This is a genomic window from Geoglobus acetivorans (assembly GCF_039641995.1).
GTDB classification, from domain to species: Archaea; Halobacteriota; Archaeoglobi; order Archaeoglobales; family Archaeoglobaceae; genus Geoglobus; species Geoglobus acetivorans.
Map to the genome: position 1 here is coordinate 1,582,808 of NZ_CP087714.1, position 25,923 is coordinate 1,608,730.

The 25,923-nt window shown below is 48.3% G+C and carries 24 protein-coding genes; 16 read left to right on the top strand and 8 right to left on the bottom strand.

What is annotated here, in order from left to right; translation table 11 throughout:
• The first annotated feature begins 240 nt into the window (after window positions 1-240).
• From LPQ35_RS09220 to LPQ35_RS09230, 3 genes are read left to right on the top strand one after another with little or no spacing between them, the layout of a single operon-like run.
• Window positions 241-429, top strand: coding sequence for a type II toxin-antitoxin system ParD family antitoxin (locus LPQ35_RS09220; RefSeq protein ID WP_193807522.1), 189 nt, complete (start codon window positions 241-243; stop codon window positions 427-429).
• Window positions 426-1,583 carry a cell division protein FtsZ gene (gene ftsZ, locus LPQ35_RS09225; RefSeq protein ID WP_193807521.1) on the top strand — a complete coding sequence of 386 codons (1,158 nt, stop codon included), beginning with the start codon at window positions 426-428 and terminating at the stop codon, window positions 1,581-1,583. Before LPQ35_RS09220 ends, ftsZ begins: the two co-directional genes overlap by 4 nt.
• Before the next feature lie 54 nt (window positions 1,584-1,637).
• On the top strand, window positions 1,638-1,928 hold the full coding sequence (locus LPQ35_RS09230; RefSeq protein ID WP_193807519.1) for an MTH1187 family thiamine-binding protein: 291 nt from the start codon (window positions 1,638-1,640) through the stop codon (window positions 1,926-1,928).
• Here the strand turns inward: LPQ35_RS09230 and rgy are convergent.
• The gene (gene rgy / locus LPQ35_RS09235) at window positions 1,923-5,141 is read right to left on the bottom strand and encodes a reverse gyrase (protein ID WP_193807517.1); all 3,219 of its coding nucleotides are present in this window, start codon (window positions 5,139-5,141) and stop codon (window positions 1,923-1,925) included. The two genes, LPQ35_RS09230 and rgy, sit on opposite strands and share 6 nt — an antisense overlap.
• A gap of 175 nt (window positions 5,142-5,316) precedes the next feature.
• Between rgy and LPQ35_RS09240 the strand changes: the two genes are divergently transcribed.
• The 5 genes from LPQ35_RS09240 to LPQ35_RS09260 all read left to right on the top strand — a co-directional run bounded on the left by LPQ35_RS09240 (window position 5,317) and on the right by LPQ35_RS09260 (window position 10,323).
• Window positions 5,317-6,702: a 4-hydroxyphenylacetate 3-hydroxylase N-terminal domain-containing protein gene (locus LPQ35_RS09240; RefSeq protein WP_203218969.1), complete on the top strand. Its 1,386-nt coding sequence runs from the start codon at window positions 5,317-5,319 to the stop codon at window positions 6,700-6,702.
• Between the two features lie 22 nt (window positions 6,703-6,724).
• Window positions 6,725-7,831, top strand: a complete 1,107-nt coding sequence (locus LPQ35_RS09245; protein ID WP_346297727.1) for an NAD(P)/FAD-dependent oxidoreductase — start codon at window positions 6,725-6,727, stop codon at window positions 7,829-7,831.
• Window positions 7,832-7,934: 103 nt separating this feature from the next.
• Entirely contained in the window at window positions 7,935-8,756 is an 822-nt protein-coding gene (locus tag LPQ35_RS09250; protein ID WP_193807564.1) for a F420-dependent methylenetetrahydromethanopterin dehydrogenase, read from the top strand.
• A complete protein-coding gene (locus LPQ35_RS09255) occupies window positions 8,753-9,712 on the top strand; it encodes an ion channel (protein ID WP_193807512.1) in 960 nt (319 codons plus the stop codon). The genes LPQ35_RS09250 and LPQ35_RS09255 overlap by 4 nt, the downstream gene beginning before the upstream one ends.
• A complete protein-coding gene (locus LPQ35_RS09260; protein WP_193807510.1) occupies window positions 9,709-10,323 on the top strand; it encodes an NAD-binding protein in 615 nt (204 codons plus the stop codon). The genes LPQ35_RS09255 and LPQ35_RS09260 overlap by 4 nt, the downstream gene beginning before the upstream one ends.
• Here LPQ35_RS09260 and LPQ35_RS09265 read toward each other — a convergent pair.
• From LPQ35_RS09265 to LPQ35_RS09275, 3 genes are read right to left on the bottom strand one after another with little or no spacing between them, the layout of a single operon-like run.
• The gene (locus LPQ35_RS09265) at window positions 10,313-10,720 is read right to left on the bottom strand and encodes a hypothetical protein (protein ID WP_193807508.1); all 408 of its coding nucleotides are present in this window, start codon (window positions 10,718-10,720) and stop codon (window positions 10,313-10,315) included. The two genes, LPQ35_RS09260 and LPQ35_RS09265, sit on opposite strands and share 11 nt — an antisense overlap.
• Entirely contained in the window at window positions 10,717-11,184 is a 468-nt protein-coding gene (locus LPQ35_RS09270) for a PUA domain-containing protein (RefSeq protein ID WP_193807506.1), read from the bottom strand. Before LPQ35_RS09270 ends, LPQ35_RS09265 begins: the two co-directional genes overlap by 4 nt.
• Window positions 11,174-11,779 carry an undecaprenyl diphosphate synthase family protein gene (locus LPQ35_RS09275; protein WP_193807504.1) on the bottom strand — a complete coding sequence of 202 codons (606 nt, stop codon included), beginning with the start codon at window positions 11,777-11,779 and terminating at the stop codon, window positions 11,174-11,176. The genes LPQ35_RS09270 and LPQ35_RS09275 overlap by 11 nt, the downstream gene beginning before the upstream one ends.
• A 41-nt stretch (window positions 11,780-11,820) precedes the next feature.
• Here LPQ35_RS09275 and LPQ35_RS09280 point away from each other — a divergent pair, with 41 nt between their 5' ends.
• Window positions 11,821-12,999, top strand: a complete 1,179-nt coding sequence (locus tag LPQ35_RS09280; RefSeq protein ID WP_193807502.1) for a TIGR00297 family protein — start codon at window positions 11,821-11,823, stop codon at window positions 12,997-12,999.
• On the opposite strand, the gene LPQ35_RS09285 is transcribed toward LPQ35_RS09280, so the two are convergent.
• The gene (locus LPQ35_RS09285; RefSeq protein ID WP_193807500.1) at window positions 12,944-14,788 is read right to left on the bottom strand and encodes a S16 family serine protease; all 1,845 of its coding nucleotides are present in this window, start codon (window positions 14,786-14,788) and stop codon (window positions 12,944-12,946) included. The two genes, LPQ35_RS09280 and LPQ35_RS09285, sit on opposite strands and share 56 nt — an antisense overlap.
• Window positions 14,789-15,052: 264 nt before the next feature.
• Here LPQ35_RS09285 and LPQ35_RS09290 point away from each other — a divergent pair, with 264 nt between their 5' ends.
• Both LPQ35_RS09290 and LPQ35_RS09295 read left to right on the top strand, forming a co-directional pair.
• Window positions 15,053-15,931, top strand: coding sequence for a hypothetical protein (locus LPQ35_RS09290; protein ID WP_193807498.1), 879 nt, complete (start codon window positions 15,053-15,055; stop codon window positions 15,929-15,931).
• Between the two features lie 142 nt (window positions 15,932-16,073).
• Window positions 16,074-17,414 carry a RuvB-like domain-containing protein gene (locus LPQ35_RS09295; RefSeq protein WP_193807563.1) on the top strand — a complete coding sequence of 447 codons (1,341 nt, stop codon included), beginning with the start codon at window positions 16,074-16,076 and terminating at the stop codon, window positions 17,412-17,414.
• Here LPQ35_RS09295 and npdG read toward each other — a convergent pair whose 3' ends face one another.
• The 3 genes from npdG to icd all read right to left on the bottom strand — a co-directional run bounded on the left by npdG (window position 17,415) and on the right by icd (window position 21,065).
• Window positions 17,415-18,071 (bottom strand): NADPH-dependent F420 reductase, encoded by a 657-nt coding sequence (gene npdG, locus LPQ35_RS09300; RefSeq protein WP_193807496.1) that lies wholly within the window; start codon window positions 18,069-18,071, stop codon window positions 17,415-17,417.
• Window positions 18,072-18,118: 47 nt separating this feature from the next.
• On the bottom strand, window positions 18,119-19,750 hold the full coding sequence (locus LPQ35_RS09305; protein ID WP_193807494.1) for a glycerophosphodiester phosphodiesterase family protein: 1,632 nt from the start codon (window positions 19,748-19,750) through the stop codon (window positions 18,119-18,121).
• A gap of 76 nt (window positions 19,751-19,826) precedes the next feature.
• Entirely contained in the window at window positions 19,827-21,065 is a 1,239-nt protein-coding gene (gene icd / locus LPQ35_RS09310; protein WP_193807492.1) for an isocitrate dehydrogenase (NADP(+)), read from the bottom strand.
• Between the two features lie 102 nt (window positions 21,066-21,167).
• Between icd and LPQ35_RS09315 the strand changes: the two genes are divergently transcribed.
• Genes LPQ35_RS09315 through LPQ35_RS09335 form a run of 5 tightly spaced genes read left to right on the top strand, consistent with a single transcriptional unit; the run spans window position 21,168 to window position 25,923 of the window.
• Complete coding sequence (locus LPQ35_RS09315; RefSeq protein WP_193807490.1) at window positions 21,168-21,617, top strand: 4Fe-4S dicluster domain-containing protein; 450 nt, start codon at window positions 21,168-21,170, stop codon at window positions 21,615-21,617.
• On the top strand, window positions 21,614-22,417 hold the full coding sequence (locus LPQ35_RS09320) for a heterodisulfide reductase-related iron-sulfur binding cluster (RefSeq protein WP_193807487.1): 804 nt from the start codon (window positions 21,614-21,616) through the stop codon (window positions 22,415-22,417). Before LPQ35_RS09315 ends, LPQ35_RS09320 begins: the two co-directional genes overlap by 4 nt.
• A gap of 49 nt (window positions 22,418-22,466) precedes the next feature.
• Window positions 22,467-23,594: a bifunctional ornithine acetyltransferase/N-acetylglutamate synthase gene (gene argJ / locus LPQ35_RS09325; protein ID WP_193807485.1), complete on the top strand. Its 1,128-nt coding sequence runs from the start codon at window positions 22,467-22,469 to the stop codon at window positions 23,592-23,594.
• Window positions 23,595-23,599: 5 nt separating this feature from the next.
• Window positions 23,600-24,808 carry an NAD-binding protein gene (locus tag LPQ35_RS09330; protein WP_193807483.1) on the top strand — a complete coding sequence of 403 codons (1,209 nt, stop codon included), beginning with the start codon at window positions 23,600-23,602 and terminating at the stop codon, window positions 24,806-24,808.
• On the top strand, window positions 24,805-25,923 hold the full coding sequence (locus LPQ35_RS09335; protein WP_193807481.1) for a cation:proton antiporter: 1,119 nt from the start codon (window positions 24,805-24,807) through the stop codon (window positions 25,921-25,923). The genes LPQ35_RS09330 and LPQ35_RS09335 overlap by 4 nt, the downstream gene beginning before the upstream one ends.

The following is a 25,923-nucleotide window of genomic DNA, read 5'->3' on the forward strand; positions in this document are numbered from 1 at the left end:
GTATTTCTCTGAATTCTGACATTCAATTTTTTTGGCTGAGATGTTCTCAGCCACCCGACCCGGCATATTCTGGGTCTTATCTCATTATGATAATAGAAACATTTTTATAGGTGGACATCAATAGTACATTGTCCGACAAATGGGGACTAATGTTGCATCTTTGTCACCCATTGGGTGGCGGCGGTCTCCGGCGGGAGGACTGTGGTCCTCCCCAATTTCACCTGTAAGGGGCGAAGAGTGATGAGAAAAATATCTATCCGTGTCACGGACCAGCAGTACGAATTTATCGAACAGCTTGTTGCAAGTGGTGATTACGCTAATACGAGTGAAGTTATCAGAGAAGCTCTCAGGCTTTTTATGAATGTTAAGCGGAAAGAAATGAAGGAAGTTTTTGGTGACGAAATTAGGTGGAGAGGGGAGAATGTATGAAGTCGTTTATTAGAGATGCTCAGGAATATTATAGAAGGGAAATGGAAAGCAAGAGACAGAACTTCTCGATTGAGGAGTTTGGAACACCAAACATAGTTGTTGTGGGCTGTGGTGGAAGTGGAAACAACACCGTGAACAGGTTGAAGAATATAGGCGTGGATGGAGTTACGACAATTGCAATCAATACTGACAGACAGCATCTTGAGATGATAAAGGCGGATAAAAAGATCCTGATTGGAAGAAGCCTCACGAAGGGTCTCGGAGCAGGAGGATATCCTGAAATCGGAAGGAAAGCAGCGGAACTTGCGAGGGGCGTGCTTGAGGATCTGCTAAGAGATGCGCATCTCGTTTTCGTCTGTGCAGGCCTTGGCGGTGGAACCGGAACTGGCTCCGCTCCGGTCGTTGCAGAGATTGCAAAGAAGCAGGGTGCGATAGTTATCGGAATGGTTCAGATGCCGTTCAGCGTTGAAAGGGCAAGAATAGAAAAAGCAAGAGAGGGACTCGAGGAGCTGAAGAAGCACACTGACACGGTCATTGTGCTGGATAATAACAAGCTCCTTGAGTATGTTCCAAACCTGCCCATAGAACAGGCTTTCAGCGTTATGGACCAGATCGTTGCTGAGACGATAAAGGGCATTGTTGATACAATTACCAAACCGTCCCTGATGAACATCGACTATGCTGATGTCAGGGCAATCATGGGGCATGGCGGTGTGGCAGTGATGCTTGTTGGTGAAGCAAAGTCCCAGAACAAGGCTCAGGAAGTCGTCAGAGACTGCCTGTCTCATCCGCTTCTCGAGGTCGACTACAGGGGTGCGACGGGTGCACTGATCCACATAACCGGTGGACCCGATCTCTCGATAAAGGAGGCAGAGGAGATAGTCAGGGACCTTACATTCGAGATTTCAGACAGTGCAATGGTCATCTGGGGTGCGAGGATTGACAGGGAATTCGAGGGTATCGTCAGGGTTACTGCGATAATGACAGGGGTGAACCCTGAAAAAGCTTTTGCAGCCAAGGAGGAGGAATTCGCACATTTTTCCGGAAACGGTAGGAAGAAGAGCAGCGGATATGTTAAATCCCACAGCACCTCTGAACCGCACCCGGTCCCGTCAATGGTTGCAAAGAACTTTGGTGGTATCGACGTTCTTTAATCTTTCCATAAACAATTTTTAAAATTTTTATTCCGGTTTTGTCCATTTTTCTTTATGATCGCTGAAATATCTGTTGTGCCGGTGGGTGCTGGGGAGTCTGTCAGCCGGTATGTTGCTGAGGTCTTAAAGGTTATCCGCAGCAGGAATCTGAAATATGAACTCTCTTCGATGGGGACTTCTGTAGAGCTGGATAACTATCTCGAACTTGGGGAACTCCTGCAGGAAATAGATGACAGACTGGTGGAGATGGGTGTCGGGAGGGTTTACATGGTGGTAAAGATAGACAGCAGGGTGAAGGGGGGCAGTATAGAGCAGAAAAAAGAATCCGTAATGGAAAAGCTATGATATCTCCGAAATCTCCGTGTACATGTCCTCAAGCACATCAATGTAGTCTGCAATTCCCTTCTCAATTTCGTCCATTTTCTCTTCCAGCAGTCTCGTTCTGCTTTCTGATACGAACTTTTCGTAGTTCTTCACGAGGTAGTCGAAAACGTTCCTTCCGGTCTCTGTCGGAATCAGTTTTCCGCCACGTTCAATCACGTATTTTCTCAGAAACAGCTTTTCAATAATTGTGGCGTAGGTGGATGGCCTCCCGATCCCCCTCTCCTTCATGAGCGATATGACGTCGGACTGAGTGTACAGCGGAGCCTTCGGAACCTTCAGCAGCTTTGCTTTAACTTTATGTTTTCCTTCTGGCAGCTCTTTCCTGACCCACACAGATTTGTAAAGTTCAAATGCCCTTCCTCTGGCGTTTACAGCCCTCTCCTCGTCAAATTCCTTTGAATCTGCTGTTATTCTGTATCTGACAATCTCCACCTCGTAATTCTTACACTGGCTGGCCATGAATCTTCTGAAAATCAGGTCGTAGAGTGAGAGGTGTCTCCAGGTGATATTCTCCGCCTGAATGACTCCTTCCTGAATCAGTCTCTGCACATCGTACCTGTCTAAAGGTCTTGTGGGTCTGATACACTCATGCGCCCCCTCGGCCTCCCACCTTCTCCCGGCAAAGTCCTCTCCAAGGTACTCTTCTGCCACCCTCAGTCCGACCTCGCTCACCGTGGTGGAATCCGTTCTGTGATAAGTTATCAGGCCGCTCTCGAAAAGCTCCTGGGCAAGTCTCATGGTCTCTCCTGCCGGGACCTTCAGTATGTTACTGGCGTCCCTCAACATGGTATCCGTTGTGTACGGGGGCAAAGGTGTCCTGCTCTCGACCCTTCTCTCCAGAACCTGTATCTCAATCTCCAGAGTATCGCTTTCAACATCCTCAAGGTAAAGACCGAGTGATTCGATGAATGCAACTTTTCTCTTCTCCCGACTCTCGTTGAACCTCTCGATTATCCATCCCAGCACAGGGGTCTGGGCTCTGCCTGCTGAAAGGTTTCTGTTTTTGAACACCTCCCACAGCTTCTGACTCAGAACAAAACCGATCCATCTGTCCTCTATTCTCCTAACGATCTGGGCCCTGACGAGGTTCTGGTCAATGTCTCTCAGTTCGTTCAGCGCTTTCAGAATTGCTCTCCTCGTAACCTCATGAAATTCTGCTCTTTTTATTTCCCCACAACCCTTCAGAAGATTTGCAATATCCCATGCGATTTTTTCACCTTCGGAATCGGGGTCCGTCCCTATTATAACATGTCCTGTCTGCTTTGCAAGCCTTCTCAGAAACTCTATCCTTCTCTTTGAGTCATCGACATTTTTACCTCCGCACCTGGGGCAGTCTTCTCTCTCCTCAGTGAACTGATATCCGCAATCGCGACACTTTTTTATCGACGAGTATATTGGCCTGAATATGTTTCCCTCTACCTCAACTCCGTGGAATGCTCTGTTTGTTATCAGGTCCGTGATATGCCCCAGGCTTGCAGTGATCAGCAACACACGTTCTGCGGTTGGCACCTCATATACTATCGACACTCCACTGTCGTAGTTGAAGGCCTTGATGCTGGGCTGACCGAAAAACCGGGCTATCTGCTTTGCTTTGGTGGGACTTTCCACTATGAACAGGGTTGGTTTGATCAGGTCCTGCATTTCATGCCGTTTCATGAACTTCTGCCTGGATTCGTTTATCTCCTTGACCAGTGCATCGAAGTCAACGTCTTCGGCTTTTTTGAATTCCACATCGTAGTATCTGGCTCTCTCGATAAACGCGTTCCTCACATCCTCTTCATCCTCGAGCAAAAAACTGGCACCCTTTGTGATGCCCCCTGCGAACAGCCTTGACGCTCTCCCCGATCCCTGTATGTAGGTTCTGATGTCCGGGAATATTATTTCCATTTCCCTGATAATAACGTCCTTTCCGCGTCTGTTACCCTCTTGCAGAATTTCCCTTAGTGCCGATCTGAGCTGATCAGCCTGACCTTCCTTCAGGGAACTGAGGTATGGTATGTATTTTTTCACCCTTTCGTCGTCTCTGAATATCAGGGCGAGGGTTCTTAGCATGTTATTGCTCAGACTGTCCAGATCCTCAATCTTCACCCTGAAAACTGGCGCCTTTACGAAGACCACGAATCTTATTTTTTCGGGAAGGTCCAGACCTCTGACGAGCGTTCCGTAATAGTATGCTGTTCCGACGATGTGATCGATCTCGCCCCTTTCGAACCTCTCATAATCCTTTTTGCTTTTCGCACTTACAATCCCTATTTTGAATTCCTCTCTCAGCGACTCGTAAATTTTTTCCGCCTCCTCCGTGCTGCGGGCGTAGATCACACCGCCGCTACCCATCCTCCTGAGGATTTTCCTGAGAGTTTCGATATCTGAGCTTTCGATCATTATGTCCTCAATGTTTCTTACCGAATGGGTTGTCGTTCCGACATCGAAATTGAGCAGCTCTCTGAACAGTCTCACCTTCTGCCCCTTCTTTGCTGTGGCGGTTGAAACCATCAGCACTCCCTTTGCTGTGCCCCTCCAGCCGTCCTTCGTTCTGACGAATCCGAGAAGCTGAATTATCCTCTCCACGTTTTTTGAAGCTTTCAGAACTGCATCTACATCATCCACGAAAATGAAGTCGAATGTGTTTTTTATCTCTTCAAAATTCTTCGAGAGGAATGCTGTGGTGGTTATCAGGATATGGTAGCTTTTGCTTTCGAGAGTCTCAAAAAAGCTCTCTTTTTCACTTTTTTTCATTTTGCCGTGGTAGTAGCACACAGTCACATCTGACTGTTCGTTAAGTCCCACTCTCTTTCCGACCTTTTCTGAAATCTGGGAGATTTTTTCAACGGCCTGATCCACGAGCAGGGTGGTTGGGAAAATCAGATAGGATTTTTTTCCCTTCCCGGCGAGGAAGAGTGCCATAGCTATGCCAAAGGACGTCTTTCCAATTCCTGTAGGGGCAACGGTAGCAAAACTTTCATTCTGGAATATCCTTCTGGCCCAGAATATCTGAATGCTTCTCGGCTCTCCTATGGCCTTTTCAAAAAACTGGATGAATTCAGAGGTTATTTCATCAGTGTGATGCAGGCAGAGGGGTTTGTTCTCTTTCAGGCAGATATTGCCCTCAATTTCTTTCTCGAAGAGGGAAGAATTGCACACACTGCAGAGGTTTTCATATCTTGTAAAAATCATGGATAATGGTTTTACGGGGTTGTTTTAAAGGTTTCCGTACCGGTATGGTTTTACAGGTGGCAGCCCTGCTCTCTCTGAACTTATGGGTTATGGCGCCGTCCGCATGGGTGATATGACTGATCCGTTCTTTGTGAAAAATCAAAATTGATAAATAATTTCACGTAACGTTAACATCATGATAAATGGGGATGAATATATCAGGCGAATAAAATGCTATTCGAGGGACATGTACGTCATGGGTGAAAGGGTTGGTTTTGACCATCCCAACGTGGAGCCAGTTTTAAAGGCAATCTCCATAACCTACGATCTGGCAAAGGAGAAGGGATACCACACGTACTCGGAGCTTGTCAACAGAGAGGTCAACATTCTGAACACCTGCTGCAGAACTCCTGATGATCTGATCAAGAGGTACGATTTTCAGAGAGAGCTGAGCATGAGACTTGCAACGTGCAATTACAGGTGTCCGGGGGCGGATGCGATAAACGCGTTTATGTCGGTTCTTGAAGGGGATGAGAGAGATCGGTTTCTTGGCTTGCTGAGAGAGATTCAGGAGAATGATTACGCATGCACCTCTGCCCTCACGGACCCAAAGGGAGACAGAAGCAGGAGACCTTCGGAGCAGAGAGAAATGTATGTCAGGGTTGTTGAGGAACGAGAAGACGGAATAATTGTTGAGGGGGCAAAGATACACCAGAGTGGTGCTTTCGCTGCTGACGTGAACTTTTTCCTGCCGGGACAGACCTTCAGGGAAGGCGAGGAAGAGTTTGCGGTAGCGTTCGCCCTCAAACCCGAAGACAGGGGTGTGAAGTACATCCTTCAGAACACAGGAATGCAGGCCAAACAGCGTGATGGTGGGGAATTTGAACGCGGAAATCCTTACGGAGACAGGATTACCTGCACTGTTGTCCTCGACAGGGTTTTTGTTCCGTGGGAAAGGGTTTTCATATACGGGGATCTGAAGAAGGTTCGGGAACTGCTCACTGCCTTTGCGAACTCTCACAGGTGTGTTGGTGCAGCGTGCAAGGCGGGATTTGTGGATTCGATGACAGGTGCAGCAAGCCTCATGATCAGGGCGAATGGTCTCGAAAAGGTTCAGGCTCTCAGGTCAAAACTTGGTGAGATGTCGGCTGTTTCTGAAGGAGCTTACGCCATTGCCGTAGGCGCTGCGGTGAAAGGGGTCGAGAAAAACGGGGTCTGGCTGCCGGATGCGATCATGGCGAATGCCGGGAAGGTTATAGGTGTTGAGGGTTTTGCGAAGGCCATGAGGCATCTTGCGGACATAGCGGGAGGAATTCCAGGGACTGCACCATCCGAGTTCGATTTGAGGAGCGAAGAAACAGGCAGATACGTGGAAAAATATGTCAGAGGGGCAGAGGATTTCAGTGCGGAGGATAGGCTCAGGCTGATAAAGTTCATTGAGTTCTGGCTTACAAGCTCCCATTACATTGGAGCGTTGCATGGTGGTGGGAGCGTTTCAGCATCGGTGATTTTCCTGCAGTACATGAGCGATTTCAGCACAAAGGAGGATGCCGTGAGAAAAGCGATAAATCTAAAATCCTGACCTCAAATTTTTTCTGTTGAGGGTGCTGATTTCTGGTGGGGGCGTAGCGGGAAGCACATCAGCCATAAATATCGGGGAAAAGGCAGAGGTAACGATTTTTGAGGCCAAATCAGCGTCAGGGTTTCCTGTTAAGTGTGGCGGGCTGATAAGTGAGGACTGTTACGTAGCATATTCGAAATATGTTGATGTTAAAAAGGCCCTGCTGAACAGCATTAGAGGTGCATTCTTTTTCTCTCCATCTGGAAAATACCTTGAACTTTACGGAAGCTCGGGAGCCGTGGTTATTGAAAGGAAAATCTTTGATCAGCTCCTTTTGCGAGAAGCCTCAAAATCTTCAGAGGTGGTTGTGAAATCAAAAGTTGATGCGGTCGGAGACAGGAAGGCGAGGATAATCACGCCCGAGGGTGAGAAATTCGTTGAATTCGATGTTGTGATTGGCGCTGACGGGGCTGAAAGCAGGGTTGCGAGGGATCTGGGCTTCAGAAGACCGGAATTCTTTGTGGCTAAGCAGTACCTCATGGAGTTCGAGGTTCTTGATGAGAAGATGGTGGAGCTGTACTTTGGCAGAAGTTATTCGGATGGGTTTTTTGCGTATGCGATACCGCTGGAGGATGATCTGGCGAGGGTGGGTGTGGTTTCGAGAGGTAACCCTGACGAGCATCTCAGGGTGCTCTTGGAAAAACATCCGGATGTGTCCCGTAGAAAAAAGGGTGGCATTCTGGAGGTCAATGCCGGAGCAATACCTGCAGGGCTGGCGGAGTTTGTCAGGGCTAATGCGGTTTTGATAGGTGACTCAGCAGGAATGGTGAAGCCGTACACGGGTGGAGGGCTGTATTACCTGCTTAGAGCATCTGAGATCCTTGGAGAGGTTTTTCCTGATCTGCAGGCATTCAGGAAAGCATATCTGGGTGAGCTCGGGAAGGAGTACCGGACTGGAGAAAGCATTCAGAAGCTTTACGGGATTCTCAACGATTCTGAATATGATTTCCTCATTGAAATTGGAAAGGATGTGGATTTCTCGACAATACACATGGATTCTCCATCCTCGCTTATCAGGCTGATCCCTTCTGCCCTGAAGATGATAAAGAAACCCGCTCTGATCAAAAAAATAGCGGGTTCATTCCTTTGAATTCCTGCTGTGCCAATTTTCTGGGGGTGAATGACTGATCTGTCAGACTCCGTTAAAAAAAGAAAATGTTTTAACCGCATTATTATCTATTAATTTCGGTGATATTATGGTGAAGGTTGGAGTTCTGAAAATGGGTGCAATTGGCACGGCTCTCCTTGTGGAGTATCTTCTTGATGAGAGAGCGGATAGAGGAGATATTGAGGTTAGGGTAGTTACAAGCGGTGCAAAAATGCAGCCTGAAGAGGCTGTTGTTGCTGAAAAACTCAAGGAATTTGACCCGGACGTTGTTATAGTAATATCCCCGAATGCGGCACTTCCCGGACCTAAGGCAGCGAGGGAAGCATTCGAAGGAAAGCCCGTGATAGTCATCAGCGACGCGCCTGCAAAGAAGGCCAAGGAGGAGTTTGAGCAGAAGGGCTTTGGTTATATCCTCATCAACGCTGACTCGATGATTGGTGCGAGGAGAGAGTTCCTTGACCCAACGGAAATGGCCCTGTTCAACTCCGATGTGGTAAAGGTTCTTGCGGCAACAGGTGCTTTCAGGATCGTCCAGGAGGAGCTTGACAGGGTTATTGAGGCGGTCAAGAAGGGCGAGACTCCTGAGCTGCCGAAGATTGTGATCTCTGCTCAGAAAGCAGTTAAGGCCGGAAACTTCCAGAATCCGTATGCAAAGGCCAAGGCAATGGCGGCATACTTCATTGCTGAGAAGGTCGCGGACATCGACGTTAAGGGATGCTTCATCGAGAGAGATCCCGAGAAATACATACCTCTCGTTGCATCTGCCCACGAGATGATGAGGGTTGCGGCGCTGCTTGCCGACCAGGCAAGAGAGATTGAGAAGAGCAACGATACGGTTTACAGAACACCACACTCAAAAGAGGGAGAAATACTTAAAAAGTTTGAACTCATGGGAAAACCTGAATGAGAAGGAGAGCAATTTTATTAGTATCTCTATTTATTTTTACAATTTTAGTTATTTCTGTAGTTGCATACCACATCAAGCAGATGGAGGGTGATGAGGTTTCGTTTGTTGATGCGATTTACTGGACAATAACCACGATGACAACCGTGGGTTATGGCGACATCGTGATGAAAACACCCACAGGAAAAATATTTTCGATCTTTGTGCAGATTTACGGCATTGCATTTCTTTTCGGCATAGCTTTTCCCTACATAGTTGTTCCATGGGCCGAAAGGAAATTTCTTCTGAAACTCCCTGAAAAAGCTGAGCTTGAGAGGCATGTTGCTGTTTTCGGGTTTACCAGACTCACACCGTTCCTTGTGGAAGAGCTTGAGAAAATGGGTATTGACTACATCATCGTTGAGAATTCGAGGGAGAAAGCCATACAGGCCATAGAGAGCGGTTACAGTGTGGTGTATTCGCAGATGGATAACGTGGTCGAAACCGCAAACTTGGAGAAGGCAATGGCAATCGTCATAATGTGGGAGGAGGTGGAGAAGAGCATAGATGTGCTGATAACTGTAAAGGACATGAGCGTTCAGAAACTTGCCGTGGTTTCGGACCCACGTTACGCAAAGTATCTCCATTATGCAGGGGTTGATAAGGTCATAACACCCAAGAGCGTTGCTGGAGTTCACATCGCCAACATCCTCACGGAAAAGCAGAGGGGTGTCCTGAATATAAGAAAAATCCTGGCAAACCACGGAATCACCGAAATAATGCTGCCAAGGAAGTCCAGACTGGCGGGATCAACCGTTGAAACCATTCAGAACAGATACAACGTGAAAATAATAGCTGTTTGCAGAGAAGGGCGTCTCGTATTCAGGCCAGTCAGAAACTACCGGATTGGTGAGGGGAGCATAATCCTTGCGTTTGGGGAAGACAGAGACCTTTACAGACTGCTGAGGGATGCATCATGAAGGTTCTCCTGATCGGTTTCGGAGACGTTGGAAGGGCTGTTGCCAGAATTCTGCTGTCCAGGAATATTGAGGTTACTGCAGTGGATATATCTGAAACGAGAATGGACGGCGTGAACTTCATCAAGACAGACGCACTATCCGAGGAGCTTTACGAATTTGTCGATCTTGATGAATATTCTGCGGCGATTATTGCGCTGCCCAATGACGTTGATGCACTGCTCTGCATAATGATGATCAAAAAGAAAAAAGAGGACCTGCTGGTCTTTGCCCGGTGCAACAACCCCTCTTACAGGGAAAAGATGAGCATTGCCGGGGCAGATTACGTGGTGGATATATCCACGATCACGTCTCAGATGATCCTCTCGACGATTTTCAGGGAGGAGGCGGAGAAGAGGCTCCTCTATGAAAACATCCACGTGAGAACCTACACAGTTTCTGAGAACTCCCCACTGGTGGGGAGGAGAGTGGAAGATTTTGATGATGTTTTAATTCTGGGTATTGAGAAAGACGGTGCCGTCAGGCATGACGGGGTTATTGAACCCGGATCTAAGATAGCGGTGGTGGGAGAGATTGAGGTTCTGAAGGCATTTGAGGAAAGGTTTATGACTTAGACACTATTATCTTTCCCCCTTCGAGCCTTCCGATCTTTGCGTAACCCTCTATGACTATTCTGTTGGCCTTCACGAACCCTATAACGCTTCCTTCCTTTATTATAACTGAATCGCCTTTGACGAATCTGCCCCTGCACTTTGGAAAAATCAGAACGTTTCCATCGGCAACAATCTCGTTGAACTCAGTTTTTGGCCCGATAATTGCTTTTTCGCACAGTATTGATCCCCCAACAAAGTTCCTTCCGGCAAGCTTTACCTCACTGGCCTCTATATTGCCCCAGAAACTTGACAGGATTCCCGCAAAAACGGTTCCATCAAATCTGAGGTGCTTGTCAACTATCGAGTCTTTCCCCACTATCAGGGTTTTTCCGTCCCTGCTGAGCCTGTATTTCTTCATTTTCTTACCCCCTGTCTCACGTCCACCGCCACACCCCTCTGGAATTCAAGCATTTCAAAGGCAGAAAGAACGGCTTTCCCGGTGGCAAGCAGATTGTCGCTCTCATCGACCACGATAACCTCGTCGTTGGCCCTTATGGTGCTGTCAACATCGACCACATGCTTTGCAAAGACGTTTTTGCCTTCAGCAATGAACTCCGCAACCCTGCTGTCAACCACAACTCGCAGCTGGGGATATGGAAGCAGGTCCTTCAGTCTCCTTGCACCCTCTATGCTTATGGATAGCCAGCCACTTTCGGGTTTGATTGTGGCGATTCTCCTGCCGTCATCCATAATCTGTCTGATTTTTCCGGTTTTTCTGGATACTATGAACTGGCATGATTCCGGAAAAAGCGCTTTTCCGGCACCTCTTCCGAACTGATAATCCGCCAGAACCCTAACGGTCTTGAGGTATCTATCTTCCATATCTTCTCTCCCTCTTCTGGTATTCTCTCAGGATTCTCAAAAAGTCAATGTATCTTAAGTTTTTCCAGTCAACATCATAAAACATGTGCTCGCTGTATATGCTCTGCCATATCAGAAAATCGTCAAGCTCGAAATTGGCCCGGAGTATAAGGTCAGGTTCGGATTTTACCCTCAATCTTTTTTCGATCTCTCTTTCATCTATTGCGTCCGGCATGACCTTTCCTTCCAGAACCTCCTCTGCCAGCTCTTTTGCAATTTGAACGAGCTCCCTCCTCCCACTCAGAGCGTTCAGAAAAACCTTTACCCTGCCCTCACCGCTTTTTTCAAGAGTCGTGTTTTCTGTAACGATACATGCCCGGTAGGGGATCCTGTATGCGAGTTTTTTCAGGTTTTCAAAACTTGCATTCCCGTTTATGGCGAACGTAATCTCTCTCACATCGAAGCTGTCACACCACCTGATAAAACTTCGGACGCCGTTAAACCCCTCGTTTATTTCCTTAAATGAGGTGATGACCATAATGTGAGCTGGAACGTTTTTTCCTCTGACCTCTTTTTCGAGTTTTCTGATGTAGAGCCTGTAAATGAGTTCGATCATTTGGATACCTTTTTATTCAAACGCAAATAAAAATGTTCCCGATGGACATAGCACTGGCGCTCCTGGCATACCTGTACCCGAAACTGGATGTGATGGGGGTTACCGGACTTGCAATCGCACTTCTGATTTACCGGGCCTCAAAAATCCGTAAAATTGAACTCAGGGGCAACTTTGAAGAGGACTCTTTTTTCGCCATTCTGCTTTTCATATTTCTGACTTTATCTGCTCATTTCAATCTCATACCTGCCTACACTGTCGTGCCTGCGATTTTCGTGTCATCACTGAGAGTTAGAATGCCCTACTACCTTTCAATTCCGGTTTATTTCGCAATGTCTACGGTTTTTCTGAGTTATTTTCCCAACCCCTGGAATTTCACTCTGATTTTGCTGATCTCTCTGACAGTTTCACTTGCCACGACCCTGATAATGCATGCTGCGGAGAACACATCATATTCGATCCCTCTGGTACTCACGAACCTCTCTGTGCTCATCGCATTCGAAATCTACAGGATAGATGTCAGTGAAGTCGAGCTGATCACTGGATTTCTGCTCGCGTTCGTTCTCAGCATGATTGCCTACCGGGCCGGTGTTGCGGATGAAACAGGACTCATGGCAGCCACTATAACGGGGATGCTCATAATCGTATCTGCAAACCTGAAATTCTTTGTCATTCTTCTCCTTTTCTACGCTGTGGGGTCTGCTGTAACGAAATACCGGTATAAAGAAAAGGAACGGCTCGGAGTTGGGGAGCCTGCAGGTGGGGCGAGAGGATATGTGAATGTTTTTGCCAACAGCTTTCCGGCACTGTTTTTCTCCCTGAATTTCGGCTACCTGGACGAACGGGTGTTTGCCCTCGCATTTACCGCAAGCCTTGCAACCGCTCTTGGAGACACAATGGCCAGTGAGATAGGCAAGATGGCTAAGAGGGTGTACCTCATCACGACGTTCGAAAGAATAACGGCGGGAGAAAGCGGAGGGATCTCGGTCAGGGGCGAAATTGCCGCTCTCACGGGAGCCGCACTGATTTCCCTTTCTGCATCACTTTTTGGAATTCTCACCCTCCAGGAGGCTTTGGTTTCCATGGTTGCAGGATTTGTCGGGGTTCATGTGGATAGCGTTCTCGGGGCAACACTGGAGAAAAAAGGTATGTTGAACAATGCAGGTGTTAACTTTTTCGCCACACTCTCCGCAGGATTGCTGTGCCTGCTAACAGTGCTGTAACAGCAACGGTGCTTTCAAATCCGGGCAGGCTGAATATTTTCTCTATCTGTCTTTCCACTATTGTTGGGACTTCCGGCGTTATTTTCATTTCAGGGTGCCTGTAATTGACTTCAACAAGCTCAACGCTCTCCTTGCCACCTATAGCCACCAGTGTTTTCGCTATTCTTTCCGAGAGCTTGTAGTAGTACAGCTTCCACACCCCATCCGATGTCTCTCCAAACTCGTAATATGCATAGGGGAGCATAGGTATTGTGTATTTCTCGGCAATGCCTATTGCGTTCTCCACAGAGCTTTTTGAGGTGTTTATTTTCTCGTTGAGGTCTTTATCGCTGTTTATTGCGAGGACCTCGATGGATATTGCGGATTTGACCATGCTGTCTATTGCCGAGAAAACCGTTCCGGCATAGTAACCGTTGTTGTAGAGTTCTTCAGCGAGCTTCAAGCTCTCGTCAGCCGAGCTATCACCGTAAAGGAGTGACTGCACTCCTCCTATTTCCCCGGCATAAACGAACAGGGACTCTGCCATGCTCAGGTAGAAATCTGCCCTCCTCTTTATTTCGTCAGGGTTCATTCTTGTATCCTCTTTAATTTCCGGCAGGAGAGACATCCAGACCTTTGCACTTTCGACCCTCTCCTTTGCAAGTGCGAGATTTGCGATGGCATCGTCCCAGTTGCTGGCAGTGGTCGCTTTTTCGAGGTAATTCTCAGCTTTTGCAAGTCTTTCCTGCGCAGCTCCAACTATCTGGAATGATGCGAGACCCATTTCGTATGACTCAGCGACCCTCTTGGTGGATTCTATCTCGTCTCTGATGACCTTCGCCTCCAAGCTGAACGATGAATCGTCCTTTATCTTGGATCTGTATATCTCTTCCCTCATGAGTATCTTGGCAGTGAAATAGGTGCTTGTCGACGAGTAGTAATATCCCTCGCTGTAGTATTCTTCACCTTTTTTGAGTCTCTCGTCAATGGATTTTTTCGTTTCAGAATCCGCAATCTTTTCAAATTCCTTGTACAGATCCATTGCGTCTTTTTTCATTCTTTCAGCGAGGATTTTCATCAGGTCGGCGTATTTCTCGGTTTCCAGCTTACCCTCCTCGTGCTTCAGCTCAACCCCGGCGTAGTATTTCAGTGCCTCGGTGATATTTTCGATCTCAACAACTTTGACGCCGAGTGACTGTCCGTATTTTACAAGGTCCACGGTTTTTGTCTCTGTGTTGACAATTATGAACGGGCCTTTGTGAGTTTTCTCTGTTTCAAGGACCTTTTCATATCTCTGACCCTTGGGGATCAGAAATATCTTGGCTCCGTTCTCTGCAGCAGCCTCCAGCTTGTACTTTATCCCTCCAACCGGGCCTATGCTTCCGTCGGGATAGATCATTCCGGTCATGTAGACATCTTTTCTGAGGGTCAGGTTTTCGAGAGCCGCAATTGTGGCGATTGTCATCACGGCCCCTGCTGAGGGCCCGCCAACGATGGTGGATTTCGCTTCAATGGTGTAGAAAAAGTCATGCTTCAGAAAATCGTTTCCTGTCAGATCGCAGGCAGTCAGAGCGGCAAGCTGTGCGCTGCCCTGCATGTCTATTTCGGTAAATGGAGAAACCGACACGAAAACCCTCCCTGTTCCGGGGGTGACTATTACGGAGATGTCTATGGTTGCACCCTTGTTCTCACCACTCACGACCGCAACTGCCTTTATCTGCCTTTCAGTATAGTTTGCAAACTGTGCATTGGCGTATGGGGCTAACAGAATCAGAATGAGGAAAAAAGACAGAATATTTTTGACTTTCATGTTTATTAAGTAACAAGATATCGATTTAATAACTTTTTGACTCCCGAACCGTTCTGCTTTCTGACACGATACCTTCACCTGAGTAATTCCACTTTGGATTTGTGTGGTTTAAATGCAGCATGCCCGAGTGCATGTCCGACACATATCTGCTGAAAACACTCAGGAAATTACTAAATATGATGCGCTGAATAGCTTGTAATGTGTGGTCTCAAACAGCCCGGGGAAAGACGTTGCTGTTTAGGCTCTGAAAAATGAGGTGATGATGTGGACAAATCGTATGTGGTTTTTGTGCTCTCGCTGCTTGCCGGAGTTTTGGTCGTCGCCGTGTTGAGCGGATGTTCTGACCAGAACGCAGGTATAGCCCCATCTGACCAGATGAAAGAGAATTATGCAGGTGGTATAAAGGACATATCAAAAATTGCGCCTGCCAATCTGACTAATGGTGTAATCTCGTACACAAACCTGAAGCAGATTAGGGAAGATACGGGTATGCAGAATGCATACGCCATGCTGGTTGAAGGACTCCGTGTTTTCAATCTGACATTCTCTGTAAATGCTGAGGACATCGATTCCTATGTCCGGGGCATAGGCTGGGGAGCAATTACCGGAAGTTTTGATATCGAGGGTGTTCGAAACGCTCTGAACAATCTCGAATTCAGCCAGGGTGAATACAAGGGCGTGGAATTCTGGACACCGCAGTCAAATGACAATGGCGCAATTGCAGTGATGGAGAACATGCTGATTTTTGGGGAAAAAGACGTTGTCATGGGGATAATCGATAACATGAAGGGGGCGAAATCCTCTCTTTATGATTACAGCGAGTCTGTGAGGACCGTGGTCGATGACCTGCCTGACGGCTTCATAATGCGTCTAGTCCCATCAGCAGGACTCTATTACGAGGGGGCGGAGGCAATTGGTGCCAGCGTGGTTAAGGATGTAGATGGCACTCTCAAGCTGATTGGAGTTTTCAAGTTCAACAGCTCCACATACGCCGAGAAGGTTGGGCCTGAGATCGAGACAAACTTCCAGAAGTCTCCGTATTACAGTGACGTGAGCCTCGTTCAGTCGGGGGAGATTGTGAAGGTTGTTGCAGAACTTGATGCCGGAAACGCCACAGAATTCGTGGTGAGGATGGGGTACTGACTTTTTAATTTTTTTAATACCGCCTATTTTTGAACATTTCTATCTGGTTTTGCCGGGTCTTTTATGGGCATGAGCAATCTGCACCGGATATACAGAAAAATTTATATTGAAACTCATATCCATTGAAAGCCGGGTGATTCTCATGGAGGAGATCAGGGAGATTGCCAAGAAATTTGAGCGATACAGCGCCCATTCACACATCACAGGTCTCGGACTTGACGAGAATCTTGTCGCAAGGGACATTGGAGGTGGACTTGTCGGGCAGAAGAAAGCAAGAGAGGCTGCAGGCATAATCGTGAGGCTGATCAGGGAAGGAAAAATGGCTGGCAGGGGAATTCTCATAGCTGGTCCACCGGGGACCGGTAAAACAGCGATAGCCGTTGCGATAAGCAAGGAGTTGGGGAAGGATATCCCGTTTGTCCAGATTTCTGCGAGTGAATTTTACAGCAGTGAGATGAAGAAAACCGAGGCGCTTCTCCAGACAATGCGCAAGGCAATTGGAGTGAGAATCAGGGAGACAAGGAGAGTGCTTGAGGGTGAAGTTGTTGAGATAAACTACAACATGGTTCCCAACCCCTACAATCCAACCCAGAAGGTTCCGGAGTCGGCAACGATAACCCTCGCAACAAAGAAGGAAAAGAAGACATTCAGTGTGGGCAGCAGGCTTGCACTACAGTTCATGTACTCTGGAATTTCGGAGGGAGATGTCATAATAATCGACAGGGAAACCGGAAGGATTTCGAGGGTTGGCAGGAGCAAGGAGTCGAGGAAATACGATATTGACGAATACGACTTTGTGGAAAGGCCTGATGGACATATAGAGAAGGACAAGGAATACACGTTTGTGGTGACCCTTCACGATCTGGACGAGGCGAGGGCAAGAAGGGGGAGCATATTCAGCCTGTTCAGCTCGGAATCGAGGGAGATAGACAACGAGATCAGAGAGGCGGTTGACCAGCAGGTCAAGGAGTGGATAGAGCAGGGAACTGCGGAACTGATTCCGGGTGTTCTTTTCATCGACGAGACACACCTCATGGACATCGAACTGTTCGCCTTCATGAACAGGGCAATGGAGAGCGAAATGGCACCGATAATAATTCTCGCATCCAACAGAGGTTTTGCGAGGATAAGGGGGACGGACGAGGTATCCCCTCACGGCATCCCCCTCGACCTGCTTGACAGGCTTTTGATCATAACGACTGAACCGTACAGCAGGGATGAGATAAGGCTGATTGTGGAAACGAGAGCTGCAGAGATGGGTCTGCTCGTGGACGACGAAGCACTCGAAAGGCTGACTGACATTGGTGAGAGGTACAGTCTCAGGTATGCAATACAGCTTCTCGCCCCGTCAAACGAAATCGCAAAGATCAGAAATTCCGGAAAAATTGAAGTACAGGACGTTGATCGGGCAGAAAAGCTGTTTGCTGATGTATCCAAAAGTTCTGCCTACCTGAAAGAGTGGGAGGAGAAACTGCTTCAATGATCAGACGAACCTCACTCCCAGTTCCACTGTTTTATTTTTCTTTGCCAGATTTATGAGCATGGGTGTCAGTGCCTCAATAGTCCTTGAACTGTCGAGACTGCCGGCGTCAAAAGCTCTGAGACCTTTTATGCTTGAGACGATTTCCATTACCACCTTTTTTGCATCATCATCGTCTGAACATACTGCAACGTCCCACTCGAATTTCTCTGCAGGATTGGCGAACCTTTTTGCAGGGATGTTGTTGAACGCAACGACAACGCTGCTCTCGCCAAGAATTCTCTGAAGCTTCAATCCTGCAGAACCCTCTTCTGGTGGTGTGTATCTGAAAATGCCGTTTTCCACGACCATTGGTACAATGGGTGAGATTACAATCTTCCCCTTCAGCTTGTTTTTGAGTCTTTCAGCTGTCTCAAAGGCATGCTGCCAGGGAATCGTAATGACCGCCACGTCTGCCAGTTCTGCGGCCTCATCGTTCAGCCTGCCCTCTATGTCTCCCTTCCCACCAAGACTTTCAACGAGATTGTTAAAATGTTCTGCCTTTGACTTTGCCTTTTCTTCACTTCTTGAGCCTATTATGATGTCATACCCTGCCAGTTTTAGCCTGAAAGCGAGACCTTCCCCTATGTTGCCTGTTCCACCAATGAGCGCAACCTTCATTGTATGCAGGAACGATGGAGTTTATAAAAAATCTTTGTAGTTTTCCGCTATCCTCTCAGAGCTGACGGCGTGCAGTGCATTCCATCTCGATTAACCATTAAGAATTCTCTCATCCTCTTCGGATCGTCGGTGATCACGCCGTCATATTTGCCTGCCAGTCTGTCCAGCAGCCCTTTCTGATAGAATGTTTCGTCCCGATATGCCCAGAAAAACACCTTCAGCCCATAGGCCTTCATCTCATCGAGGAATTCCTCCAATCTGCCATCTTCGGTCTTTGCGGCAATTTCAATCGGTATGGCTATGCACCACAGTCTCAGTTCTTCAGCCAGGGAGAGCAATTCAGACAGCTCGGCATCCATCCTGATGAGCCTTGCAGCCCCTTCAAGGTCTCTGAGCAATCCGAGCTTTATTCTGTCATTGATGCTCCTGCAGCCCCTGAGGGTTTCGGCGTCGAAAGATGTGATCAGGGTCCTGTCCTCATCGTGCTGGCCTATGACCCTCATGACTTCCTCAACCGCATCCCTGTCCTTCACCTCAATGTCGACGATTACATATTTGGGAAGGGCGCTCAGAACATCCTGGAGGGATGGGATCCTCTGTCCCATTTCGAGGCTCACGCCCTTCAGTTCGTCGAATGTCAGTTCCTTCACCTCTCTGGGGTCTCCGTTCACCCTCTCAAGTGTGCTATCGTGGAACACGAAAGCCACACCATCTCTGGAAAGCCATACGTCCAGCTCAACGCCATCCGCTTCGGCATAGATCGCCTCTACAAATGAAATGATCGTGTTTTCCGGGTATTTTGCCGAATACCCCCTGTGGGCAAGCACCAATGGCACATCCCTGCTGCCCTGAGATCTCTGCGAGGCCCACAATACTGCGTTCCGTATGAGTTTTATCAGGTATGGGTTGCTGCCTGCTATCGAGTTCTTCAACCCTTCGCGCCTGTCGCAGCTGTTTATCCAGATTGCCTTCCCACTTCCGTAGTCCCTGCATGCAACAAGGGGCAGAGATTCCGGTGGCGGAGTTCTGTACAGGACTGCAACATCCTCATCCCACCTGCCCCAGACGATTTCACCATCTTCAAGCTCGAACTCATCCGGAAGGTCTCTGAAAATGATGTGGCTTTCCATATCTTCGTTTTTAACATATCTGACCACCCCGGTCCTGTGGAATTCGGTCATCTCCCCTCCAAAGACTTCTTTCAGGATCTCGTTTCTTGTCCTTCTGTATATTATGTCATGCCCGCCAATCAATCCCCCACCTTTTTCTACGTACTTCTTCAGCCATTCCTGAATTTCCACTCTTTTGTCTTCGTCCTCCGACAGCTTCGTAACATCTGTTACAATGAAAAGCACTGCGGGAATTATTCTGCTGCTTTGCGGGTATCTGAACACGTCCTCTGGAGATTCAATGGAGATGACCCTGAACCCGTCACCCAGCTCCCTCTCCAGGTTTGAGGATAATTTTGCAAGCAGAAAACCGTCATCAACCCAGACGAGAACAACTGGCTTTCTGTCTGTGATGTATCTGCCGTATGTGTAAAGGATGTTCAGGACCCTGAACAGTTCGCCTTTGAACCATGCTGCCGCCACCAGTATTGCCGTTACAGCAATATTCAGAAACAGACCTTTAAAAACGTCGAGCGCTGAAGGCAATGGCGAAAAATTCAGGTCGAGCATATTGGTTTTACACTCCGCTAAATTTAAAGCTTGCCACTGTTCTGCTTAAACAAAAATGGAATGAAATTGTGAAGGTTCAGACGCTTTCAAGCCTTTCAACGACTGCCTGGGCAAATTCTCTCGTTCCGACCAGGTTGCCACCCATGTGTCTGTGCAGGTCGTAGGTTACGATCCTGTCTGCGATGGTAAGCTCAATTGCCTTCTTTATCATCTCTCCCGCCCTCCTCCATCCGAGGTATTCAAGCATGAGAACCCCTGTGAGGATCTGGGCGGTCGGGTTTACCTTGTTCTGACCGGCGTATTTCGGAGCCGAGCCGTGGACAGGCTCAAAGACACCCATGCCGTCTCCTATGTTGCTTCCCGGAGCAACTCCCAGCCCTCCGACCAAGGCTGCTGCTGCGTCGCTCATGTAGTCTCCATTGAGATTGGGCATGGCGAGGACGTCGTACTCGGCCGTTCTGGTGAGGAGCTGCTGGAACATGTTGTCTGCAATTCTGTCGTTGATGAGTATCTTCCCCTTGGGAAGCTCTCCGTTGTAGTTGTTCCATAGCTCGTCTTCCGTTATCACTCTGTCTCCGAATTCGTCCTTTGCGACCTCGTATCCCCAGTCCCTGAAGGCTCCTTCCGTGTACTTCATGATGTTCCCCTTGTGCACGAGGGTTACACTTCTTCTCTCGTTATCTATTGCATACTGGATCGCAAGCCTGACGAGCCTTTTTGTGGCGAATTCGCTGATTGGCTTTATCCCAATTCCGGAGTCGCTCCTTATGCTGACCCCAAGCTCGTCTGAAAGGAATTTTATTATCTTGTTGGCCTCTTCACTTCCCCTGGGCCACTCTATGCCGGCGTAAACGTCTTCGGTGTTTTCTCTGAAAATGACGAGATCAACTACTTCGGGACTCTTCAACGGGCTTGGAAAACCGTTCAGGTAGTAGACTGGCCTGACGTTTGCGTAGAGGTCAAGCACCTGCCTGATTGTTACGTTCAGACTTCTGAACCCTCCTCCAACAGGTGTCGTCAGCGGGCCCTTGAACGCCACCCTGTACTCTCTTACAGCGTTAAGCGTGTCTTCGGGCAGGTATGTTCCGTAAATTTTGTGAGCATCCTCTCCAGCATAGGTTTTGAACCAGACAATCTCCTTGCCGATTTTTTCAACTGCAGCATCGATAACCATTTTTGCAGCGGGAACAACGTCCTTTCCTATACCGTCTCCCTCAAAATAGGGTATTACCGGACTATCCGGGACTATGAGCTTTCCATCACTGTATGTTATTTTTTCTCCGTTTTCTGGAGGCGTTATTTTCTCAAAGTTCATAAGCTGACATCAAAGGCCGGTTATAAAATTTTTATCGACAGTTTTTGAAAATCCAGATGAAACTCCGACATCTTTTAATAATTAATGGGCGAAATTGAGGCGATGAATGAAGAGTACCTCAGAAAACTCAATACCTGCATTCAGTGCGGGACCTGCATTGGAAGCTGTTTTTCAGGAAAGGTTACCGCCCTCAACACTCGAAAAATTCTGATGGAGTATATTGCCAAGGGAAAACCCGTAAAGGAAGATGATACCATCTGGTTTTGTGTAACCTGCTATGCCTGCCAGGAGAGGTGTCCCCGCGGGATCCCCCTTACTGACATTCTCATTGAAGCGAGAAAGGAGCTTGTGAGGGAGAAGGGTCTTCCCGGAAGGCTTAAAAATGCATTCGGCTTTCTTGCCGAATACTCTGCCCTCGTTCCCGCAAGGGATGAACATGCAAAGCTCAGAGAAGAGCTTGGATTGCCCCTGTATCACTCCCAGTTTGTGGACGGGGCAAGAAAAGAGGTGGTTGAAATCGTCAGGAAACACTTGGGAGGGGTTGTCAGGTGAAATTTTTTCCAGGCTGCATGATTCACAACCGGTATCCCGGAATCGAGAAGGCTCTTTATTATGTCTTTGAGAAACTCGGCATTGAAATATCTCCGCTCGAAGGATCTTCGTGCTGCCCGGCCCCCTCCATAACCCGGTCTGTTAGCAGCGAGCTGTGGGAAGAGCTTGCACAGAGAAATCTGAAGCTTGCGGATGGGGAGACGGTGATTACTGCATGCAACGGTTGTTTCACGACCCTTCTGGAGGTCTCTGAAAAATTCGGGGCTGGGGATGTGAGGCATGTGGCTGAGTTCTTCTATGCTGAGATTGGAGCTGAAGAACTGAAGAAATATGTGGAAAAAAGACTCCCCTTAAAGCTTGCGATCCACTACGGATGTCACTTCTTCAGGCCGAGCAAGCACAAGAGGTTCACGTCTCCTGAGAGGCCGAAGATGCTTGACGAGCTTGTGGAGGTTTTCGGTGCTGAGAGCGTGGATTACAGATACAAGTTCATGTGCTGCGGCGGTGGTGGGGGCGTTAGGGCCGGAGCCACGGAGGTTTCCCACGACCTCCTCAGGAAAAAAATGGACGGTATTGCTGAGGCTGAAGTTGATGCGATCGCTGTGATCTGTCCTCTGTGCATGAATCAGTTTGACAACGGTCAGAAGGAGCTGAGGGAGCTTGGCGGAGAGGACTACGGCATCCCCGTGATTCACTATGTGCAGCTACTCGCGATTGCCATGGGTATGGATGTTGAGGACACTGGCCTGGAAAGGCATGCGATTGTGAGCCACAGCTTTATAGAAAAGCTCGTGAAATGAGAAAAGGTTGAGGACTAAATTTTTATCCTATAACTCCTACAGGATTTTTATGGATTTCAGGCCCCTGAAGTGCTACGGCATAAAGGAAGGAAAATACGGAGTTGGTGTGGCTGTTATCGATGGGAAAATCTATGCGGTTTACACGAAAAACAGAATCAAAGCAGCACCGGTCATTTTCAATCAGAATAATCTTGGCGAGAGGGTTAAGGGCATTATAGTAAACTCCGGGAACGCCAATGCATTTACCGGGGAGGAGGGAATGAAACTGGCTGAAAGAATGGCGGCGTTTCTTGCCGAAAAGCTCGGTTGTGACACTGGGGAGGTGGCGATCGCTTCAACCGGAGTGATAGGCGTCCTTCCTGACATGGAGAAAATCGAACAGCTAGCAGAGGAGGTTCTGAAAAGGCTTGAAAGCTCCGAGGCTGGCGTTGAAGCATTTGCCAAGGCGATCATGACCACTGACAAATTCCCGAAGATTTCGTTCAGGGAGGTGGGCGGAGTCAGGGTGCTCGGGATTGCGAAGGGGGCGGGCATGATTGCCCCGAACATGGCGACAATGCTGGCTTTCATCTTCACAAACGCAAAAACCCCGGAAATGGATGCTGTTTTTAGAAAATGTGTTGACGAGACATTCAACAGGATAACGGTTGATGGTGATACATCTACCAACGACACTGTTTTTCTCGTAACGACTGAGGAGGCTGAGATTCCACGGGAAAGGTTCGAAAGTTTGCTGAGGGACGTTATGCTCGAGCTTGCTGAAATGATCGTTATGGATGGGGAAGGAGCTACAAAGCTCTTCCACGTGCATGTTTATGGAGCAAAAAGTGACGAGGATGCAGACAGGGTTGCAAGGGCTGTGGCAAACTCTCTGCTTGTAAAAACAGCCATTTACGGAGAGGATCCAAACTTTGGAAGGATAATCGCTGCGGCAGGCTATTCCGGGGCTGAGGTGGATGAGGTTATAACCCTGAAACTCAGGAGCAGTTATGGTGAGGCTGTGATTGTTGACAGGGGGAGGGTTGCCGAGGGGAACATTGGGCATGCTGAAAGAGTTATGAAGGCCAAAAAGCTCGAAATAGTCCTTGACCTGCATAAAGGGGATGGTTACGGATTTGCGATTGGGTGTGATCTCACGCACGACTACGTTGAGCTGAATTCTGCCTACACAACGTGATTTCAATGCACATAATCGTCGGTGGGGGAAGAGTGGGAAGACAGCTTGCCGGGAGGCTGGGGGACGTAATTATCGTGGAAAAGGACAGGAAGACAGCAGAAGAGCTTGAAAATCTCGGCTTCAATGTCGTGCTGGAGGATGCGACGAACAGACACCTGTGGGAAAAGCTGCCTGTGGAAGGTTCGACCGTGATTCTTGCCACAAACGATGATGAGGTGAACTTGAGGATTGCAGGAATTCTCAGGGAATTTGAACCCGGCGACATCATCGCTCGGATCGAGTCTGAGGAGTATTCTAAGGAATATCTCAATCTGGGTGTGAGGGGGATAAGCTGTGGAAAAACGATCGCATCAGAACTGCTCAGCGAGATTGCCGAGTCAAGAAGGAGATATTTTGAGATCCAGGTTGGGCCGGATAACTTTGCAGGAAAAAGGCTTGCGGACATTGACACGGGTGACAACTGCACAGCCATACTCGTCTTCAGAGAGGGGAAGATCCTGAGACCACACCCTGATCTGGTTCTTGAAAACGGAGACCTGATAGGGATTCTGTGCGGGAGAGAGATAAAGAAAACGAAGAATCCGTTTGACGAGGTGCTCGCAATAATCCGTCATCCGGAGAAGTTTGAAGGGGTAATGAGGGAGGCGAGAATAATTGCTGAAAGGTTCGAGGCAGATTTGCTGATCCTCCACAAGGAAGACGGGAAGGTCATGTGCTCTCTCTCAGCACCCAAGGTGGAGTACATGAGCATAGGTGAGGCAATGGAACTCCTGATCGATCTGGAGGACAAGGTCGACCTCATTGTGACCGAATCTCCCACGAAAAAAATCGAGATCAGGATGGAGGTTTTCCGCAAGTTCCCCGTCCTTCTTGCGAAGGGTAAGGAATCATACGACAGCATTCTGGCCGTGGTGAACACAGAAACCCCGGAGGAGGTGCTGACATACGCAACGTCCTTTGCAAACAGGTTCGGAAAGTGTGTCGTGCTTTTCCTCGACAGGGAACAGCTGAAATCCGTCCCATCTGCCATAGAGTCCCCGACAGTTGAGGTCAGGACAGCAGAATTCAACCCTCTGATAGAGGTGGTCAGGGAGGTCAGGAAGGGCTACGATCTCATAATATTCTCCATCTCGAACTCTGCGGGCAATCTCGATGCGGAGTTCCTCTGGAAGTTTATAATCGACACTGAGTCCTCAGTACTGGTGGTAAGATGAACGACATCTTTCAAATTTCGGCAGTGGCAATCATAGCCTTCGCATCGCCGATAATATCTGAGAGGATAGGAGCTCCGGCCGTCATCGTTGAGATCATGGCTGGCTTCATCCTGGCGTACTTCCTCGCGGACCTGATTCGATCCGAGTGGTTCCATTTCTTTTCTTCAATTGGCCTGATATTTCTGATGTTCCTTTCCGGGCTGGAAATAGATTTTTCACTCCTATTCAAGAAAATCAGGCAGTACTGGAAGGTTCCGCTCTATGTCTTTCTCTCGCTAATCCTGTCATTCGTTTTTGTGAAAGTCTTCAACATGGCGACAATTTACGGTGTTTTCCTCGCCAACGTATCTCTCGGCATTGTTATGCCTGTCATGAGGGAAATGAACCTGGTCTCTACCGATTTCGGTCAGAAAATTCTTTTTGCGACCTTTCTAACCGATCTCATAACCATATCTCTTCTATCCGGGCTTGCAATAGGTTACAGGGTGTCCGGGAGCTACCTGGAGCTTTTACTGCCCGTTGCGCTTGTTCCTCTGTTCGTATTTGCGTACCATCTCGGGAGGTACCTCATCTGGCACTTTCCGGATTTCATGGCCAGGTTTTTTGACGACCCGATGGAGCTCGGTGTCAGAGGGAGCTTTGCGATCATGATCCTCTTTTCCGGCCTTGCGTTTATCCTCGGCAGCGAGGCCATACTCGGGGCGTTTCTCGCCGGCTCCTTAGTATCGCTGACATTCAGGGGTGCCGGCAAGCTTGAAGAAAGTCTGATGGGCATAGGATACGGGATTTTCATACCGTTCTTCTTCATCAAGACCGGTGCGGACATGTACTTCAGCATATCCGAGCTAACCCTGACCATGCCGTTAGTGCTGCTGCTGGCGGGGTTTGCCGTGAAGATTCTGCCCTCCGCTGTGTTCGTCAGGGATATTGGAGTCAGAGCTTCGCTGGCTTTCGGAACGATTCAGAGCTCAAAACTCGGTCTCACTCTGGCCGGGGCCGAGATAGCCAGGGAACTTGGAATAATAACCTCTGGAGAGGCTGCGGGGATCGCTCTCTGGACAATCCTGTCCGCGTTCATATTTCCTGTAATGTTCAGAAAGGTGGTGAGAGATTGA